This is a genomic window from Alteromonas sp. 5NW40-0090 (assembly GCF_057552975.1).
Genome location: NZ_BAAJLT010000002.1, coordinates 345,512 through 361,682, shown reverse-complemented (window position 1 = coordinate 361,682; position 16,171 = coordinate 345,512). Strand labels below are relative to the sequence as shown.

17 protein-coding genes are annotated in these 16,171 nt (G+C 45.6%); 6 read left to right on the top strand and 11 right to left on the bottom strand.

What is annotated here, in order from left to right; translation table 11 throughout:
* Positions 1 to 64 precede the first annotated feature (64 nt).
* The gene (nudC, locus tag AC27KT_RS03695) at positions 65 to 898 is read right to left on the bottom strand and encodes an NAD(+) diphosphatase (protein WP_080752380.1); all 834 of its coding nucleotides are present in this window, start codon (positions 896 to 898) and stop codon (positions 65 to 67) included.
* A 161-nt stretch (positions 899 to 1,059) separates the two neighbouring features.
* Between nudC and rsd the strand changes: the two genes are divergently transcribed.
* The 5 genes from rsd to AC27KT_RS03670 all read left to right on the top strand — a co-directional run bounded on the left by rsd (position 1,060) and on the right by AC27KT_RS03670 (position 4,212).
* Positions 1,060 to 1,524, top strand: a complete 465-nt coding sequence (rsd, locus tag AC27KT_RS03690; RefSeq protein ID WP_487127473.1) for a sigma D regulator — start codon at positions 1,060 to 1,062, stop codon at positions 1,522 to 1,524.
* Between the two features lie 35 nt (positions 1,525 to 1,559).
* Complete coding sequence (locus AC27KT_RS03685) at positions 1,560 to 2,033, top strand: transcriptional repressor (RefSeq protein ID WP_014951103.1); 474 nt, start codon at positions 1,560 to 1,562, stop codon at positions 2,031 to 2,033.
* On the top strand, positions 2,023 to 2,487 hold the full coding sequence (locus AC27KT_RS03680; protein WP_014951104.1) for a chemotaxis protein CheX: 465 nt from the start codon (positions 2,023 to 2,025) through the stop codon (positions 2,485 to 2,487). The genes AC27KT_RS03685 and AC27KT_RS03680 overlap by 11 nt, the downstream gene beginning before the upstream one ends.
* On the top strand, positions 2,477 to 2,914 hold the full coding sequence (locus AC27KT_RS03675) for a secondary thiamine-phosphate synthase enzyme YjbQ (protein WP_487127470.1): 438 nt from the start codon (positions 2,477 to 2,479) through the stop codon (positions 2,912 to 2,914). The genes AC27KT_RS03680 and AC27KT_RS03675 overlap by 11 nt, the downstream gene beginning before the upstream one ends.
* A 101-nt stretch (positions 2,915 to 3,015) precedes the next feature.
* On the top strand, positions 3,016 to 4,212 hold the full coding sequence (locus tag AC27KT_RS03670; protein WP_487127468.1) for an OmpA family protein: 1,197 nt from the start codon (positions 3,016 to 3,018) through the stop codon (positions 4,210 to 4,212).
* A gap of 154 nt (positions 4,213 to 4,366) precedes the next feature.
* Here AC27KT_RS03670 and dnaB read toward each other — a convergent pair whose 3' ends face one another.
* The 5 genes from dnaB to AC27KT_RS03645 all read right to left on the bottom strand — a co-directional run bounded on the left by dnaB (position 4,367) and on the right by AC27KT_RS03645 (position 8,688).
* Positions 4,367 to 5,752 (bottom strand): replicative DNA helicase, encoded by a 1,386-nt coding sequence (gene dnaB, locus AC27KT_RS03665; RefSeq protein ID WP_025257448.1) that lies wholly within the window; start codon positions 5,750 to 5,752, stop codon positions 4,367 to 4,369.
* Between the two features lie 115 nt (positions 5,753 to 5,867).
* Positions 5,868 to 6,338, bottom strand: coding sequence for a hypothetical protein (locus AC27KT_RS03660; protein ID WP_076011994.1), 471 nt, complete (start codon positions 6,336 to 6,338; stop codon positions 5,868 to 5,870).
* Positions 6,339 to 6,592: 254 nt separating this feature from the next.
* Positions 6,593 to 7,594 (bottom strand): DUF4097 family beta strand repeat-containing protein, encoded by a 1,002-nt coding sequence (locus tag AC27KT_RS03655; RefSeq protein WP_487127465.1) that lies wholly within the window; start codon positions 7,592 to 7,594, stop codon positions 6,593 to 6,595.
* Between the two features lie 13 nt (positions 7,595 to 7,607).
* Complete coding sequence (locus AC27KT_RS03650; protein ID WP_014999873.1) at positions 7,608 to 8,120, bottom strand: hypothetical protein; 513 nt, start codon at positions 8,118 to 8,120, stop codon at positions 7,608 to 7,610.
* Positions 8,113 to 8,688, bottom strand: coding sequence for an RNA polymerase sigma factor (locus AC27KT_RS03645; RefSeq protein ID WP_487127463.1), 576 nt, complete (start codon positions 8,686 to 8,688; stop codon positions 8,113 to 8,115). Before AC27KT_RS03645 ends, AC27KT_RS03650 begins: the two co-directional genes overlap by 8 nt.
* Positions 8,689 to 8,805: 117 nt before the next feature.
* Here AC27KT_RS03645 and AC27KT_RS03640 point away from each other — a divergent pair, with 117 nt between their 5' ends.
* Positions 8,806 to 9,456 carry an MOSC domain-containing protein gene (locus AC27KT_RS03640; protein WP_487127461.1) on the top strand — a complete coding sequence of 217 codons (651 nt, stop codon included), beginning with the start codon at positions 8,806 to 8,808 and terminating at the stop codon, positions 9,454 to 9,456.
* A 21-nt stretch (positions 9,457 to 9,477) separates the two neighbouring features.
* On the opposite strand, the gene AC27KT_RS03635 is transcribed toward AC27KT_RS03640, so the two are convergent.
* The 5 genes from AC27KT_RS03635 to rpsR form a co-directional block, all read right to left on the bottom strand.
* Positions 9,478 to 10,569 carry an MBL fold metallo-hydrolase gene (locus AC27KT_RS03635; protein WP_487127459.1) on the bottom strand — a complete coding sequence of 364 codons (1,092 nt, stop codon included), beginning with the start codon at positions 10,567 to 10,569 and terminating at the stop codon, positions 9,478 to 9,480.
* A 145-nt stretch (positions 10,570 to 10,714) separates the two neighbouring features.
* Positions 10,715 to 11,803, bottom strand: coding sequence for an efflux RND transporter periplasmic adaptor subunit (locus AC27KT_RS03630; protein ID WP_487127457.1), 1,089 nt, complete (start codon positions 11,801 to 11,803; stop codon positions 10,715 to 10,717).
* A gap of 13 nt (positions 11,804 to 11,816) precedes the next feature.
* On the bottom strand, positions 11,817 to 14,996 hold the full coding sequence (locus AC27KT_RS03625) for an efflux RND transporter permease subunit (RefSeq protein WP_487127455.1): 3,180 nt from the start codon (positions 14,994 to 14,996) through the stop codon (positions 11,817 to 11,819).
* Between the two features lie 458 nt (positions 14,997 to 15,454).
* Positions 15,455 to 15,907: a 50S ribosomal protein L9 gene (gene rplI, locus AC27KT_RS03620; RefSeq protein ID WP_012519953.1), complete on the bottom strand. Its 453-nt coding sequence runs from the start codon at positions 15,905 to 15,907 to the stop codon at positions 15,455 to 15,457.
* 26 nt (positions 15,908 to 15,933) lie between these two features.
* Complete coding sequence (gene rpsR / locus AC27KT_RS03615; RefSeq protein WP_012519954.1) at positions 15,934 to 16,161, bottom strand: 30S ribosomal protein S18; 228 nt, start codon at positions 16,159 to 16,161, stop codon at positions 15,934 to 15,936.
* Positions 16,162 to 16,171: the final 10 nt, after the last annotated feature.

Below are 16,171 nucleotides of genomic sequence, written 5' to 3'. Positions count from 1 at the left end.
AAAGAAAAGAAGCCCTACATGGGACCGTGCTAAACTTATTGAAACCCTGCCTCGGCAGGGTTTTTTATTTGTCGCCAATTAGAGACACCGTTTCAGCAATTAGTTGTCCCGCAATAGACACTTTCGGTGGAATAGTCGGCAGCGCATCTATATCAAACCATTGCGCATCATCTATCTCGTTCTCCTGACAACGAATTTCCCCTTCGTCATACTCGGCAATAAACCCGACCATTAGGGAATGTGGAAATGGCCATGGTTGACTATTGTAATAGCGCAAGTTTTTAACCTTAACGCCAACTTCTTCGAAAACTTCTCTGTGGACCGCTTGCTCCAGACTTTCTCCACTTTCTACGAAGCCAGCAAGGGTTGAATACATATTGGATTCTCGATGGCGAACGCCTTTGGCCAACAATATTTTTTCGTTGTCGTGTATAGAAACAATGATACAGGGAGACACTCTTGGATAACTGCGATGTTGACAGCGGTGACAATGCATTGCCATTTCCCAATCTACGCGTTCAGTCTTGGCTCCACATTGCCCGCAAAATTGATGAGTACGCAAGAAGTGGATGTATTGCCAGGCTCGCCCAATAACGGAAAAGGCAATATCGTATTCGGCAAAAAGAAGCTGTCTAAGCGATACCCGTTCCCAACCGGGTTCGTCAACATGCTCAGCGCCCAAATCAACGACATATACGGGCAGGTCTCTATGCGCCGTCTCATTGAGCGGCGGAAGTTGATGAATTTCATCGACATAAGATGCTAAAAATGGAATATCACTCAGGTAAGCAACGGGGATAGACTCAGACGATTCTTGTACTACAATTTTGCCGCGACTAAAAACTACCCACAGGGCTTGCTGAGCAGCTAGTTTCGCCTCATCCAATTTTATCATCATTGCACATCACTCCTGTTCTTTAATGCTTCATACTACACTAAATACTGAGCGTATAGATCGCCACCATACATTTTGAAACGAACTTTTTCGCGCAAAATTTGTGTCGCTAGTGCACAGTGTTATACTGAAACTTATTGTCGCTAAACGGGTAACACATCAAAATGTTGCAACAGTTAGAAAGCGTTAAATCAAAATGGGGTGGGAACAGCCAGGTTATTGACCGCTGGTTAATGGACAGACAGGCACTGTTAGTTTCTTTCTGTGAACTAGCAGGTATTAACAAGCGAAGCGAGTGTTTACCTGACCCAGATGAGATAGACAACTTTTGCAGCGCATTACTCGATTATTTGTCGGTAGGACACTTTGAGGTTTTCGATATGTTGGTTGAAAACGACAATGAAGGCCTTGCACTAAGAGATAAACTTTACCCCAGATTGACAAAAACCACTGACGCAGCACTCGCATTTAATGATACGTTTGCACAAGCAGTAACGCCCGAGCAGGCAGCTGATTTTGACTCAGCGCTGGCCAAGCTTGGTGAAACATTAGAAGAGCGTTTTGCTTTGGAGGATGAGTTAATAGCTCATGTACACACTAAAAAACGTGATCCAGAAGTGACGCTTTAATATAACAATGAAAGTCGAGTTTACGGTTATCATCAATGAACAAAACCACACTTATTCATAAGGCACGGGCTTATTGCGAGCAACGCGGCGCCAGATTCACACCGCTTAGAGAAAAGGTGTACGAAATTCTTGTTTCAAAGCACGGCCCTATGGGTGCTTATGAACTACTCGACTCATTGAAAGAAACAGAGTCTAGTGCCAAACCTGCGACAGTCTATCGCGCCCTTGATTTTCTTCTCGATTTTGGGTTTATTCACCGTTTAGAGTCTACTAATGCGTTTGTAGCCTGCTATCATTTTGGTTGTAACCACCCTGTTCAGTTTCTAATTTGTGACAGCTGTGGTGATGTTGCTGAAATTCAATCTGAAGGTCTTCAAGAGACCCTTGATAGCCAAGCAAAGCAACACGGATTCAAAGTATCGAAACAAACTATAGAGGCCCATGGATTATGCGCCGATTGTCAACAAACGGAAGATCACGCTGCCCAGGAGAGTGTACATGAATGCTGATTTTGTGAACCCGTTTATTGCTGGTCTTCTGAACGTGCTTGAAACCATGGCTCAAACTAAATTGACCCCGGGCAAGCCCAAGCGCAAACAAAGTGATATCGCCAAAGGCGATGTATCGGGGCTAATTGGCATGGTGGGCCCAGACGTTCGCGGCTCTATGTCTATTACTTTTGACGAGTCTTTGGCCCTTACCATAATGGAGAGAATGGTGGGCGAGCGCCCTGAGAAGCTTGATGCAGAAGTAGGCGACATGGTTGGCGAAGTTACCAACATGATTTGCGGTAACGCAAAACGAGACCTTGCTGAGCGGGGTTACGAATTTGGAATGGCAACCCCCATCGTTGTATCAGGAAAGCAACATACGATAAGCCACCAGGTTGATGGTGCTAAAATTATTCTTCCTTTCATGTGCGACGAAGGATTAGCGCATTTGGAAATCTGCTTTGACAAATAATTTCTGGCACTCTGAAAAAATTACACTAGACAGCTACCCGAGAGGATTTCACCTAATAACACAACAGGTGGAATCTGCTCTCCCCAGTATTCGTCATGTTGAAGTTGGCCTTCTACATTTATGGCTTCAGCATACTAGCGCAAGTTTGACAATAAACGAAAATGCCGACCCGACAGTGAGGCAAGATATGGAGGCTTTCTTCAACCATAGTGTAAAAGAAGAGCTTTCTTTTTTCAGGCATACTTATGAAGGTAAAGATGATATGCCTGCTCACTTAAAATCGAGTATACTAGGCTGTCAACTTACAATTCCTGTCCAACAAGGCAAACTTGCACTTGGTACGTGGCAGGGTATCATGCTCGGTGAACACCGAGACCATGGTGGAAGACGAACAATTATTGCCACATTACAAGGGATCGCAGCCTAACCCATATTATAAATGGCACAATTTGTGCTTGCATTATTTGCTAAGCACAACACAAAATTATCAAAAATCGATAATCACTCAACGTTAAACAGGATGTGACTATGAAACAACACTTTAAAATGGCAGCGCTATCTCTTGCTGTACTTTCATCTACCAGTGCATTTGCTCAAGACTCTTCTGAACCAGAATATAAAAATTGGTTCGGCTTATCTGGCATGTACTACAACACTGATGACTCACGCCCATTAGACCTTACCGAAGGCGAGCTTTACGACGACGGTCGTGGTATCGCTTTTGAATATGGTTTCCGTTTTACTCAAAGCTGGGCTGCTCGTGTTGAGTTTACTGCTCTAGATCTTGACTATGCTGGTGGCGGCGATGACAGCGGCGAGATGGTTGGTGTTGACGCTCTTTATTTCATGCCTAACGATGCATGGTTCGTATTTGGTGGTGTTAAGCGCCAATCAGTGGGCGAATCAACTACGTTAGGTAACATCGGTATTGGTAAACACTGGGATCTTCATGAAAGCGTTAAGCTTGTTACTGAAATCGCGGCTTACCATGACTTCGGCGAAGACTACAACGATTATAGCATTAAGCTAGGTATTGCTGTGCCATTTGGTAAGTCTACGCCTGCTGCTCCTAAAGACAGCGACAACGACGGTGTTGTAGACGGTAAAGACCAGTGCCCAATGACTCCAGCTGGCGTTCGCGTTGATGCGACTGGCTGTAGCGTTGATAACGACAATGATGGCGTTTTAAACAGTGTTGATCAGTGTCCTAACACGCCAGCAGGCACTAAAGTAGATGCTACTGGCTGTGCACTTAAAGACGCTGATAACGATGGTGTAGTAGACAGCAAAGACATGTGCCCAGATACACCGGCAGGCGTTAAAGTTGACGCTAAAGGTTGTACAGTATTTGACGAAGAGACGGTAGAAATCACACTACGCGTTCTATTCGACAACGAAAGCGCAGTGGTTAAAATGCCTAAAGATCCAGAAATCTCTGAATTCGCTGAGTTCATGAAGCAGTATCCTTCAACAACTGCGGTAGTAGAAGGTCACACTTCTGCACCAGGTTCTGAAGCTTACAACATGGACCTTTCAAAGCGTCGTGCTGCTAACTTTAAAGAAGTAATGGTAGACATGTACGGTATCGACAGCTCTCGTCTAGAGACTATCGGTTACGGCGAAACTCAGCTTCTAGATACTGATAACGATGCTGAAGCACACCGTGTTAACCGTCGCATTTCAGTGACAGTTAAAGACACAGTGAAAGTAGCTGAAGAAAAATAATTCATTTCGTATGAATTGAAAAAGGCGCCGAAAGGCGCCTTTTTTATATCTGTAGATCTTAGCAAAACGAGAGTTTTGTAGTAACAAATGCTTGATGCTATTTAGTCGCAGCTTGCGAGTTTATCAGACAATTAACTCAACCCAAGAAAATACGTTAGTACTCGTCTGCAATGGCAGGGCCTGCATAGTTATCAAAACGAGAAAACTGGCCTTGGAAGGTAAGTCGACAGGTGCCAATTGGGCCGTTACGCTGCTTACCAATGATTATTTCTGCAATGCCCTTATACTCACTGTTTTCGTGATAAACCTCATCACGATAGATGAACATAATAAGGTCGGCATCCTGCTCGATTGAGCCAGATTCACGAAGGTCTGAGTTAACTGGACGTTTATCGGCACGTTGTTCTAGCGTACGGTTAAGCTGTGAAAGGGCGACTACAGGAACTTCAAGCTCTTTAGCCAGCGCTTTTAATGAACGTGATATTTCAGCAATTTCCAACGTACGGTTATCACTTAGCGACGGTACACGCATTAACTGGAGGTAATCCACCATGATAAGGCTAATCCCGCCGCGCTCTCGCGCTAGTTTACGGGCACGGCTACGCACGTCCATTGGTGTAAGGCCTGAAGAGTCATCAACAAATAAGCTGTCTTTGTCTTTAAGCATAGCCATAGTGTTAGATATACGGGCCCAGTCTTCATCGTCTAGCTGCGCGGTACGAATTTTCGTTTGATCAACACGGCTTAATGACGCCAACATACGCATCATGATTTGTTCTGAAGGCATCTCAAGACTGAAAACCAATACAGGCTTTTCTTCTGCCATCATGGCGTTTTCAATCAAGTTCATGGCAAAGGTCGTTTTACCCATCGAAGGACGGGCCGCCACAATAATCAGATCCGAGGGCTGCATACCACTGGTCATTTTATCTAAATCGGTAAACCCCGTCGTAACACCGGTCACCTCTTTATTGGTTTTCACCAATTCTTCTAGACGATCAATGGTCTTCCCTAGAACTGACTCAACATCGCGAGGACCTTCATTTTCACCCGTTCTTCGCTCAGCGATTTCGAATACTTTACTTTCTGCCAGATCAAGAATGTCTGCGCTGTCGCGGCCTTCAGGGTTGTACCCTACTTCAGCGATTTCGTGTGCAACGCCGATCAGTTCCCGCGTTATAGCGCGCTCACTGATAATCTGCGCGTAAGACACCACATTCGCGGAGCTCGGGGTATTTTTAGCAAGTTCACCTAAGTAGGCAAAACCACCTGCATCTTCCAGCTCGTCATGCTTTTCCAGCTCTTCTGATACCGTAATTAGGTCGATTGGCTGGCTACTGTTTAGTAGTCGAGTGATAGCGCGAAAGATTATTTGGTGTGAGCGATTATAGAAATCATTATCGGTGACGAGTTCCGCGACCTTATCCCAGCTCTCGGGGTCGATAAGCATGCTGCCTAAAACAGATTGCTCAGCCTCAATGCTATGAGGTGGAACCTTCAATTTCTCAACATTTTTATCGTTTTTAGACGCAGACGCCACGAGTGAAACCTATTCCAATGCACAAAAGTCAGTTGGATATTATGCGCTTTTAACGCTCATCTCTCAACAAAGGAAGTAGGACTTTTGTTGTGAAAGCACAAAAAGGCGACATCGTTTAAAGCGTTTTCTCCAGCTTTAAAAACGTACCATCGACCAAGGTATAGGTATTACCGTTTTCCTGAAAGATTAAGGTAGAACCTAAGACGTCCGTGCCTTCTGAGCAAGACAAATTCACTTCAGTAATCTTGTCGTCACTAAAGCCAAGAGAAGACGGCGATGCTTTAAAAGCAGCGTAAAAATCTTGGTTGCTGATATTTTTTGTTGAATAGACCGGTAATTCACAAAGCGTCTGATCTAGTTTAGCCGTGTCTGAAGCATACGTTACAGAGCGACCTAAGAACTTTTCTGATTCTGAAACAGAGTGGGCGGAAATACCCGGATTATAGGCCTTAGTTACAACCCAAGTACCCTCGTAGAAAGCGGGCTCTTGAACAGCACAACCTAAGGTAAACGCGCAAATCCCAAACGCACCAATAATTAGGCTATGAAACCGCCAAAACCTTTTGACGTGTCCAACAATACTCAATTTGACCTCCATGCATAAAACAATTAACTGCGCGATTTTCTTAGGCGTAGCGCGCAGTATTCCTACCGTGTACCTAAGAGCGATTAAAATGTAGTTTTGTTACTTTTAAGCGCCCAATCACACATTTTTAGCGACTAAACAAAAAAGCTGCGGTAACTCGCAGCTTTTCTATACTCACCACATGTCTGATTAATAAATGTGGACTAAACTCTTTTTTTCAACCTAAAGTTTCAATTGCCTTGCCTATAGCTTATTCACTTTTGGTCTATTTCAATTCGCCCGTGCACCGTAGAGATGTCTACATTTGCAGCCCCACCGTTGTGGATAAAGCGTAGCCAGCTACCTGGGCCATACTTAGGCTTTTGCGACTTTTCATCACTGATATTATTTACAATGTTGCCGCCAGCGTGCGTCTCAATATCAAATTGTGCCGATACCCCATCTTGAAAGACAAGTTCCATCGCACCGCCTACAGAGTTCGCTTTTACGCTACCGTTCTTATTAAGACCTAAACTTGCGTAAGTCCTTCCATTAACCGTATTGATTTGCAGTACGTCCACCGCTTGAAGAGACACATCGATTCGACCGTTGACGGTTTCTACTGATACGTCTGGGCTATCGGAAGTAATGTCGAGCTTGCCATTTACTGACGCAAAGCTTACTGGCGTGTTTCCTGAGTGTGTCGCTTCGATTTCGCCGTTTACCGTTTCCGCCTCTAATCGGCCTCTTACGTTCTCAAGCACGATATCTCCATTCACCGACTCGACCTCAACACGCTCACCAATATTTTTAAGTGTGACGTCGCCATTCACAACTTCAACATCTACTGCTTTTGTAATACCTTCCGCAATAAGGTCTGCATTGACCGCGGTGTAATGCAGGTCGCTTGCTTTAGGTATGTAGATAACAAGGTCGTCGCCATCTTTCCCTTTGTTGAACCAGCTCTTTGAGTGACGCTCGACTTCAACGTGTATAACCACAACATCTCCACGTCTTTCAAAGATGAACTCTTCAGTTTGATCGCCCAGTTCACCGGTGACACGAACCTGGGACTTATCCCAAACTCGAATATCCGCTTTTCCGTTAATGTGCTCAATGTCTACTTTCGGCGAAGCCGATGTATCGATGGTCTTATCTACCTTTTCCCCTGCAAATGCCGCTGTAGCGATACTTAGCAACGCAGTAGTAAGTAGCACCTTAGCCGCAACAGGCGTTTTAAACGTGTGCAAAAATGTGTTTTTAGTATTCATATTCATCTTTAAACCCTTATTAAATTTGCTGCCACTTTGGCGCGTGCACTCGCTCAATTAAGGCAATTTGCTGTTGATATACGTGATGCAGCATTTTGATTAATGCTGAGTTGTCTGGATCGTCCTTTAACGCCGCTTTGATAACATCAGCAGCATCGTCTAATTCTTTTAATTGTTCTTGCCAATCTTCAGTTAGCGCTGTTGTACTTTCATAACTAGCAAGAAGACTATTTACTTGTTGTTGCTGCTGCATACTCATTGCGTCAATCAGGGCATAGCCATCACTTCGGCTTTCATCAGCTTTAAACGCAAAAGGAGCAGCGAACCACAATACAGTAACTAAACAAACACTTGCGGCTATCGCCATCCACTGTCTCGATGTAACCGTAGGTGATGAAGCGTCATCATTTGAAGGGTTGTCTTGAGCCGATGCTATACCTAGCTCTATGCCTCGCCACAGATCTCGCTCGGGCTGCTTCTCTTTTGATAGCTCAGAAATATGCTGAGCAAGCTTGTCGTCAAAATTACTCATCATCGACTCCCATAAAATCTTTTAATAATTGCTTAGCACGGAAAAACTGCGCTTTGCTCGAACCCACTGCCATATTCAACATATTTGCAATGTCTTCGTGTCGGTAACCCTCTAACGCATGGAGCACGAAAACCATTCTGGCTCGCTCAGGAAGACGAATAACCAATGCTTCTAAGTCCACATCAGTGCTGTTACCTTCAGCCGGCATCTCGTTAATACCGCTGTTTTCCAAGTTGAACATGCGCTGCACCCAACCTTTCTGCTTGCGCATATAGGAAATGGTAATGTTTGCCGTTACGCTGTGTAGCCACGTGGAAAATTGGCTTTGACCGTCAAAATTACCCAATTTTTTCCATAGCTGAATAAAGACTTCTTGCGAAGCATCTTCCGCCATTCCCTTTTCACATGTTAGCCGGTAACAAAGCGCGTAGACTCGCCCAATATGTTCATCGTAAAGGGATCTAAACGCCTGTTTATCGCCCCTCTTCGCTTTAGATATCAGCGCATTTTCGCTTTTGTTACCAAACACCACATTGGCGTGTACAACACGTTGTTGTGTGTGTTCCATTCTTTTCTCTTTGTTATTTGTGGTGCTGATTAGCATTAGCACTTGTTAGTGTTATAAGGTTAGTCGTACCCTATAGTAGAAAGGTTTAAATGCACAAAAATATTTTTTGGAGATGCCATGTCTGCCACATTTACTGTTAACGCTTTGTTTGCTGGAAAACCTCAGCCACTGGGTCCTCGTGGGGCACCGAGTAGTATTGTCAAATGTCCTATCGACAAGTTAACGGTACATATGGACAGAACCGATGAAGACGAACAAGCCAATAAACGTCTTCACGGTGGACCAGAGAAAGTGCTGCATCAGTTCAACCCGACCAACTATCTAACATTAAGAAAGCATTTTCCTGAAGGCGAATTTTCGCTAGGCAGCATTGGCGAAAACATCAGTGTAGAGGGCATGGACGATGCCACTGTTTATATCGGCGACATATGGAAGTTCGGCGAGGTAGAACTGCAAGTAAGTGCCCCACGTGCCCCTTGCAGTAAAATCTCTCAGCGTTTCAACATTCCCAATTTAGACAGATTTGTCGGAGAACGAGGTATTACTGGCTGGTATTACCGGGTTATTAAAACTGGAACTATTAGCGTTGGCGACGAAGTAACACTACTGTACCGTGAGGACGATACCGTTAATGTTCACACCCTAATGCAATGCGCCCATACCAAAGCAGACAAAGCCCTGGCCCAAAAGCTAGCGAAACTTGAACCGCTTGATGATGAATGGCGGGGAAAATGCCAAAAAATTGCAGATAAGATTGCGGATAAATAGGCCATTTATCCGTAGCTTAAATTAAAAAGACGCTTGCTCACCTTCATTCAAAATAATCCAAGGCATAGAAGGATTTAGCTGCTGCTTCATTTTCATCAGTCGAAACAACGCAGAATGTGACGTCTTGTCACCCATCATCCAGCTGGCATTTCCATAGCCCCAAGGCACTACGGCTTTACAGCCTAGGTCTTGGGCCGCAACAATGGCATCTTCTGGCGTAGTATGTACTTTGCGATACCATTTAGGTGAGGTTTCGCTGAAATAAGAGGCTATAGGTAACAGGCAAACATCTATTTCGCCAAAGCGCGCTTCAATATCCTTGAAGTGCGGTGAATATCCCGTATCCCCCGCAAAGAACAAAGTATTTCCTTCACTCTCAAATACCCAACCACCCCACAGTGTCGCATTGTCGTCCTCGTACAAATACGGCACCCAAATTCGGTTACTGAAATGATGAGCCGGCACGAAGTGGATAGAGGTTTTGCCTACGTTTTTGCTGGTATACCACGCCATCTCGTTAATGGTGTAGCCTCTATTAGGGAAGTGCTCTGCGAAACCTAACGGAACAAGATATTCGGGCTTTGTTCCTAATTCGGCAATATCGGCTTTATTAAAATGGTCGTAGTGTATGTGGGAATAAACCACAGCATCGGTTTGTGCGAGTTTGTCTTCACCTACCTCAGCGGGTTCGTTGCGGCTAAACCCCTCCGCCAATCGAAAAGCCCAATTAACGGGCCAATCAAACTGCCCAAACACAGGGTCAATAAGTATTTGCTCGCCACCTGCGGTGTTAAGTAAAAAGCTTGCGTGCCCCAACCAGGTTACAGTAAAGCCGGTATGTGAGTTGACTGGCGGGTTGTTGCCAACGAACTGACAATTTTGTATGTCACTTTCACATTCAATATCGGCAGACGCCGGGTAGCAATCATTAGTACACGTGACGGGGTATGCTTTAAAACCGTCGTAAATATTGCTGAATCTGTCCTCATACCCAGGCTCATTCGTGTACTTGATTACAGCATTGCTCTCATCTACTCTCGTCACTTGATTAGGTGTAGCACACCCAGCTAGCATGCAGGTTGCTATAAAAAAGGTGGCGGTATACTGCTTCACTTGCTTTCGTCCCTTAATGTCTCGCTCGCTAACGATAAACTAGATTGGCCTACAGTCTAATCAGTAGCACATAATTCACCACCTTTTAATTGTAACAAGTTGACCGTCTATTTATCGGAAGAGGGCTGGCTTGCTCGTTCCTTATTTAATTCTTCGCCGTCAAAGACTCACGCTCATTGTTGTAACGTACTTTCTGGCCTGCGCGTAGGCGTTCAGCCCCTCTCACCACAACAGAACGCTTTGGGTTCACATCACCAAACACTTCAATTCTATCGCCCATGCCCACTCCGGTTGTCACCTTAACCTGCTCAGCTTCGTTATTTTCGTTTAGCTGATAAATAAAAGTGCCCGACTTCCTTAGTACTAGTGCATCGCGAGGTATGGTGACACCATCATGAGTATCGCTGCTAGGCAACGCCACACGCACTGCACTGCCTATAGGAAAGTCACCGGGGTTGATGGCGATTCGTAGCTCCATCATGCGCGATGTACTGTTGCCTACCGGTACAATGGCACGAATAGATTCTTCTACTTGGTTCACGTTATTGTGAACGGTTACGCTCATGCCGTTAGCAATATAGGGTAATACGTTGAGCGGTGCGCGCACCTGAACTTCAACGCTATCAGGGTTTACCACGCGAAGCAGGGTTTGCCCTACCCCAGTGTATTCGCCCGGCGACTGCAGCCTTTCAACCACCAAAGCCGTAAAGGGAGCACGAATACTGCTTTGTGCTATCTGATATTCGGTGAATTCTAAATCTAACTTGGCTTGCGCTAATTCCTGTTTGGCATTCTCTAAGTCTGCTTCCACTTCCTCTAACTCACCTCTGGACGTGTTTTGACTGGCCTGAAGGTTTTTGTACCTCGCGAGACGTTTGGTAAACAGTTCAACCTGCGACTGCCATCTGGCAATATTTGAGGCATCTTGATTGCGGGTAATACTTAAGCGAGTATCGTCGACTTTAACTAAAGGCTCCCCCGCTATTACCACATCACCTACCTCTGCCATCCAAATGATGCGACCATCTACCTCAGAGGCTAGGTTTGCATCGATAACGCTAAGTACCGTTCCAGGAACCCAGGTAAGTTGTGAAATCGCTTGCTCTCTGGCTTCATCTATTTGTACCAGCACCGGCGGTGGTTGATTGCTATCCTGTGCGTGTGCGCTCAACGATACACTGCTTGCAAATAAGGCAAACACACTAAGGGCGAGAGTAGAAGTCATTGCTTTCATGGTTGTCTTTTCCTTACACATGATCGTTGTATTTATTTTGTTTTACGGTGGATGAGGTAGTCGGCGAAGCGCCAGTGCTCTCTATGCGCTCGGCCAGGGGTTTGAGTAAATTTACAGATGACGTTGAAGCCGTCATACGCAGCAAGGTAGGCAGTAAAAGCAAGGTGAATATGGTACTCACCGTCATTCCTCCCACAATAACAGCCGCAAGACCTCGGTAAATAACGCTGCCTGCACCTGGTAGCAACAGCAGGGGCAGCATGCCAAAGATTGAAGTCAGCGTGCTCATAAAGATAGGCCGTAAACGTAGTTTGATGGCTTGTTCTACCGCGTCATCACGGGTCAGCCCTTCTTGCTCGCCTATACGAGTCTGATGCACGAGTAAAATGGCATTGTTTACTACAAGCCCTAGCAAAATAATAAAGCCAATCATGGTTAACAGGTCCATGGGCTGGAAGGTAAAGATGTTCATGATACGAATAGCAATCACCCCGCCCACCGTGGCTAGCGGAATAGAAAGTACTACCAGTACGCTGTCTTTTAACGATTTAAACAACCCCGCCATTAACAGCAGTAGCAACACCATGGCAAAAAGAAAGTTATCAGCCATCGAGGCAATAGCGCCTTTTAAGCTATCCGCGCTGCCACCATAATTAATAGCGCCATCGGTAGGCATCATGGTCATAATGGCGGGCTCAACCTCAGAGGTAATCACTTTCATGGCTTCTTCTAAACTCATACCCTCTGGCGGATTTACGTTTAGCGTAAGGGTTCTTCGACCATCAATGCGCTGAATACGACTTGGACCTACGGCTCTTTCAATACCTACCAGTTCCCCTAATTGCACCACCTCGCCTGATGGCGTCATGACTGGCGTGCTGTTCAAGTCTTCGGGTGTAAACCAAGGTGCTGAGCGGAAGATAATATTCATGCGTTTAGTACCGTCGAAGTACTCCCCCACATACATACCATCACCCATGGCGCGTACTAGGTTCCCCATACTGCCCCGATTTAACCCGACTTCCATCATTCGGCTATCATTAGGGTAAAAGCGAAGCTCTGGTTCGGCTTGCTCTAGTGGAGGATTCGAACGCGCATTAGCGTTAGGGAAAACTTCTCTCAATTTGTCTAAACCTGCCTGCGCAGCAATGCCGAGCATGGCTTGGTCGGTACCTTGAAGATGTATGTCGATTGACCGACCGTTTCCAAAGCCACCGAACAAATTGCCTTGTTGTGAAAAGGTCTGTGTATCCGGCAAATCCTTTAAAATTTCATCGCGAACAATGGCTTCTAACTCTTTGACCTTAGACTGATCTTTAGCGCGCACACCCAAATTTCCGCCATTTGGCCACGTAATAATGTAGTAGTTCTTTAGCGCTGGCTGCTTTTCTCCGTCCATATAGGGCTGCAGTCGCTCTTTGATAATTGGCATCACTTCCTCACTAATAAAGTTTTCACTGGCACCTGCAGGCAAACTTAAGAAGGCGTCAACGGCATCGCGTTTTACGGGCGGCAAATAATCCATGGAAGGCATAAGCAAAACACTACCTGTAATAGGCACGCCCATGAGTGTTATGACTAATACAAGGCGGCGAAGCGGCGTACTTGATAGCGACATAATAGCGCGGGTTATCTTAGCCCATACCCGCTGTAAGCTATCAGCTGGCATGTTGCCATTAAGATATCGAGCGGCAACGACAGGCAACACCGTTACTGCAACCACTAGCGACATACACACTGCAATGGCGATGGTGAGAGCAAGGTCAGCAAACAATTGCCCTTCAACATCTTCCAAAAACATGACGGGAATAAAAATAGCAACGGTGGTAGCTGTTGACGCCATGAGGGCACCAAACACTTCTTTCGTTCCCCGATGGGCACAATCCTCCATGTGCGTTTGTGAATTTGAGTCTTTATTTTCGACTTCGGCGCTCTTTCGCGTTCTTACAATATTTTCCAGCACAACGATAGCGGCATCTAGCACCATACCTACCGCGAAGGCGAGTCCTGCCAGTGAAATGATATTGAGCGAGCGACCGGTAAGCTGAAGCACCACAAAAGTGCTAAGTAGTGAGATAGGAATGGCCAATGCCACAATGAGCGTTGCCCGCAGCTGGCGCATAAAGAGCCAAAGTACGCCAATGGCAAGCAGTACGCCTATAAACAAATTGCTGGTAACTAGCTGCACCGCTCTATAAATAAACACTGAGGCATCGAAGCTTTGCGCCATCACTAACTGTTCTGGGGCCAAGTCCTGTTCGTTTATTTGTGCAACTTTTGCTTTTACGGCTTCTAAGGTAGCTAAAACATTGGCGTTGTTTTGTCTGTCTACGCGAATAGATATAGCCGGATTGCCATTTTGCACACTGTAGTTTGCGCCGTCAGCGCGGGTGATTTTAATTTCGGCGATGTCATTTAGAGTTATAGGGCTGCCGTCTCGCCATTCAAGGATCATTTCACCCATTTGCGTAGGCTCGTAGCGACCTTCAAAACGCAGGGTATAGCGTCTTCTGCCCACATCGACAAAGCCGCCTGAAATATCATTCGCACGCCCCAACTCGTTGGCAACTGCCGTTAGGTCAATGCCTAACTGCGCCGCTTTAAACGGGTCGAAAACAATTTGAAACTCCTCAACGCCGCCAACCCCGCTTTCCATACGCGCCCTTGCAACGCCCGGGATAGATTCAAGCTGAGGTTTAATGACATCGGTAAAAAAGGTTACATAGGTATTAATTTCGTTTGGATTGCCCGGAAGGCGCTGAAGAAAAAAGTAGGTCAAAGCGGGGGCGTCTCCCCCACTTCCAGCAAGCATTATATTAGGGGAGAGGGCATCGCGAGGTAGTGGGGGTAAGCGGTTCATGCGGCTAATCACTTCAATGAGCGTTTTCTGCATGTCTGTATCTAAGCCAAACTCTAGATTAATCCACGCATTACCTTGGTTTGCCCATGCGCTCATCGACTCAAGGCCAGGGATCCCTTGCAGGACTTCCTCTTGAGGTTCAATGATCTCCGACTCAATTTCTTGGGGCGACGCAGCGCGCCACGAGGTCTGGATGTTAATATTCGGTCGTTCAATATCAGGAAACAGCTGTACCGGTAAATTAAACAGGCTATATAGACCTAAAAATACCAGTAGCGTTATTCCGATACCTACCCCGGTCGCGTTTCTTATTGCTTGCTTAGTGATGTCCATAATATGGCACTTATGCTTTTTATTGTTTGGTTTACTATAGGTCGCAGGAATGACAGAAAAAGTTTAAAGCCATGACACTAAGAATTTCAGCGATCGTTAACATTTTGTTTAGATACCGTTTAAAAAACGTTATTTATCGCAGATGAGTGGACCTCAAAAATACGCCATTTGTCGGCACTGGACATATTTGCTTACACCCATCGTTAATTAGGCGTCGCGACGTGGAGTGAGGGTACGGATATTTTAAACTCGCCATTCGGTAAGGTCTGGCAAGCTTCACTCTGGGAATTTGAAAAGCAACGGCCATTCCTGCATTCCCACGCTTTGCTAGGAAACTTACCAGCGCCTTCTAGGTGGGCTATTATCTATACGGATTGGTATTGATCTTAAGTATCGGAGAAAAATTTTGAGCAAAAAAAAGCCGCTCTAAGAGCGGCTTTTTTCAAATACGTCAGCGATTACGCTTCAGCAATGATGATCACTTTGATTGAAGTGATAACGTCAGAGTGAAGTTGTAAGTCGATGTCATACTCACCAGTCTCACGAAGAGTACCAGTAGGTAGTTTAACTTCTGCTTTTTGTACTTCAACGCCAGCTGCAGTGATTGCATCAGCGATGTCACGAGTACCAACAGAGCCAAATAGTTTACCTTCGTCACCAGCAGGAGCTGCGATTGTAACTTCAGCAAGCTCAGCAACTTTTTCAGCGCGTGCGTTAGCAGCAGCTAGTTGCTCAGCAATTTTCGCTTCAAGTTCAGCACGACGTGCTTCGAACTTTTCAACGTTGTCTTTAGTTGCAGGAACCGCTTTACCCTGTGGGAAAAGGAAGTTACGAGCGTAACCAGACTTAACAGTCACTTGGTCGCCCAGGCCGCCAAGGTTGGCGATTTTATCTAGTAGGATGATATTCATCTTAGCTAACCCTTATATTCGCCAAATTACTTGTGTGAATCAGTGTACGGAAGCAACGCAAGGAAACGTGCGCGCTTGATCGCAGAAGACAGCTGACGCTGATATTTTGCGCTTGTACCAGTAATACGGCTAGGGACAATTTTACCGCTCTCAGTGATGTAGTTCTTAAGAGTAGCGATATCTTTGTAATCAATCTCAGTCACACCTTCTGCAGTGAAACGGCAGAACTTACGACGTCTGAAAAAACGAGCCATGGGTGATCTC

Excerpts from the sequence above, each read along its gene's own strand:
- nudC (WP_080752380.1), bottom strand. The coding sequence starts at position 898 with ATGATGATAAAATTGGATGAGGCGAAACTAGCTGCTCAGCAAGCCCTG.
- rsd (WP_487127473.1), top strand. The coding sequence starts at position 1,060 with ATGTTGCAACAGTTAGAAAGCGTTAAATCAAAATGGGGTGGGAACAGC.
- AC27KT_RS03685 (WP_014951103.1), top strand. The coding sequence starts at position 1,560 with ATGAACAAAACCACACTTATTCATAAGGCACGGGCTTATTGCGAGCAA.
- AC27KT_RS03680 (WP_014951104.1), top strand. The coding sequence starts at position 2,023 with ATGAATGCTGATTTTGTGAACCCGTTTATTGCTGGTCTTCTGAACGTG.
- AC27KT_RS03670 (WP_487127468.1), top strand. The coding sequence starts at position 3,016 with ATGAAACAACACTTTAAAATGGCAGCGCTATCTCTTGCTGTACTTTCA.
- AC27KT_RS03655 (WP_487127465.1), bottom strand. The coding sequence starts at position 7,594 with ATGAATATGAATACTAAAAACACATTTTTGCACACGTTTAAAACGCCT.
- AC27KT_RS03650 (WP_014999873.1), bottom strand. The coding sequence starts at position 8,120 with ATGAGTAATTTTGACGACAAGCTTGCTCAGCATATTTCTGAGCTATCA.
- AC27KT_RS03645 (WP_487127463.1), bottom strand. The coding sequence starts at position 8,688 with ATGGAACACACACAACAACGTGTTGTACACGCCAATGTGGTGTTTGGT.
- AC27KT_RS03640 (WP_487127461.1), top strand. The coding sequence starts at position 8,806 with ATGTCTGCCACATTTACTGTTAACGCTTTGTTTGCTGGAAAACCTCAG.
- AC27KT_RS03630 (WP_487127457.1), bottom strand. The coding sequence starts at position 11,803 with ATGAAAGCAATGACTTCTACTCTCGCCCTTAGTGTGTTTGCCTTATTT.
- AC27KT_RS03625 (WP_487127455.1), bottom strand. The coding sequence starts at position 14,996 with ATGGACATCACTAAGCAAGCAATAAGAAACGCGACCGGGGTAGGTATC.
- rplI (WP_012519953.1), bottom strand. The coding sequence starts at position 15,907 with ATGAATATCATCCTACTAGATAAAATCGCCAACCTTGGCGGCCTGGGC.
- rpsR (WP_012519954.1), bottom strand. The coding sequence starts at position 16,161 with ATGGCTCGTTTTTTCAGACGTCGTAAGTTCTGCCGTTTCACTGCAGAA.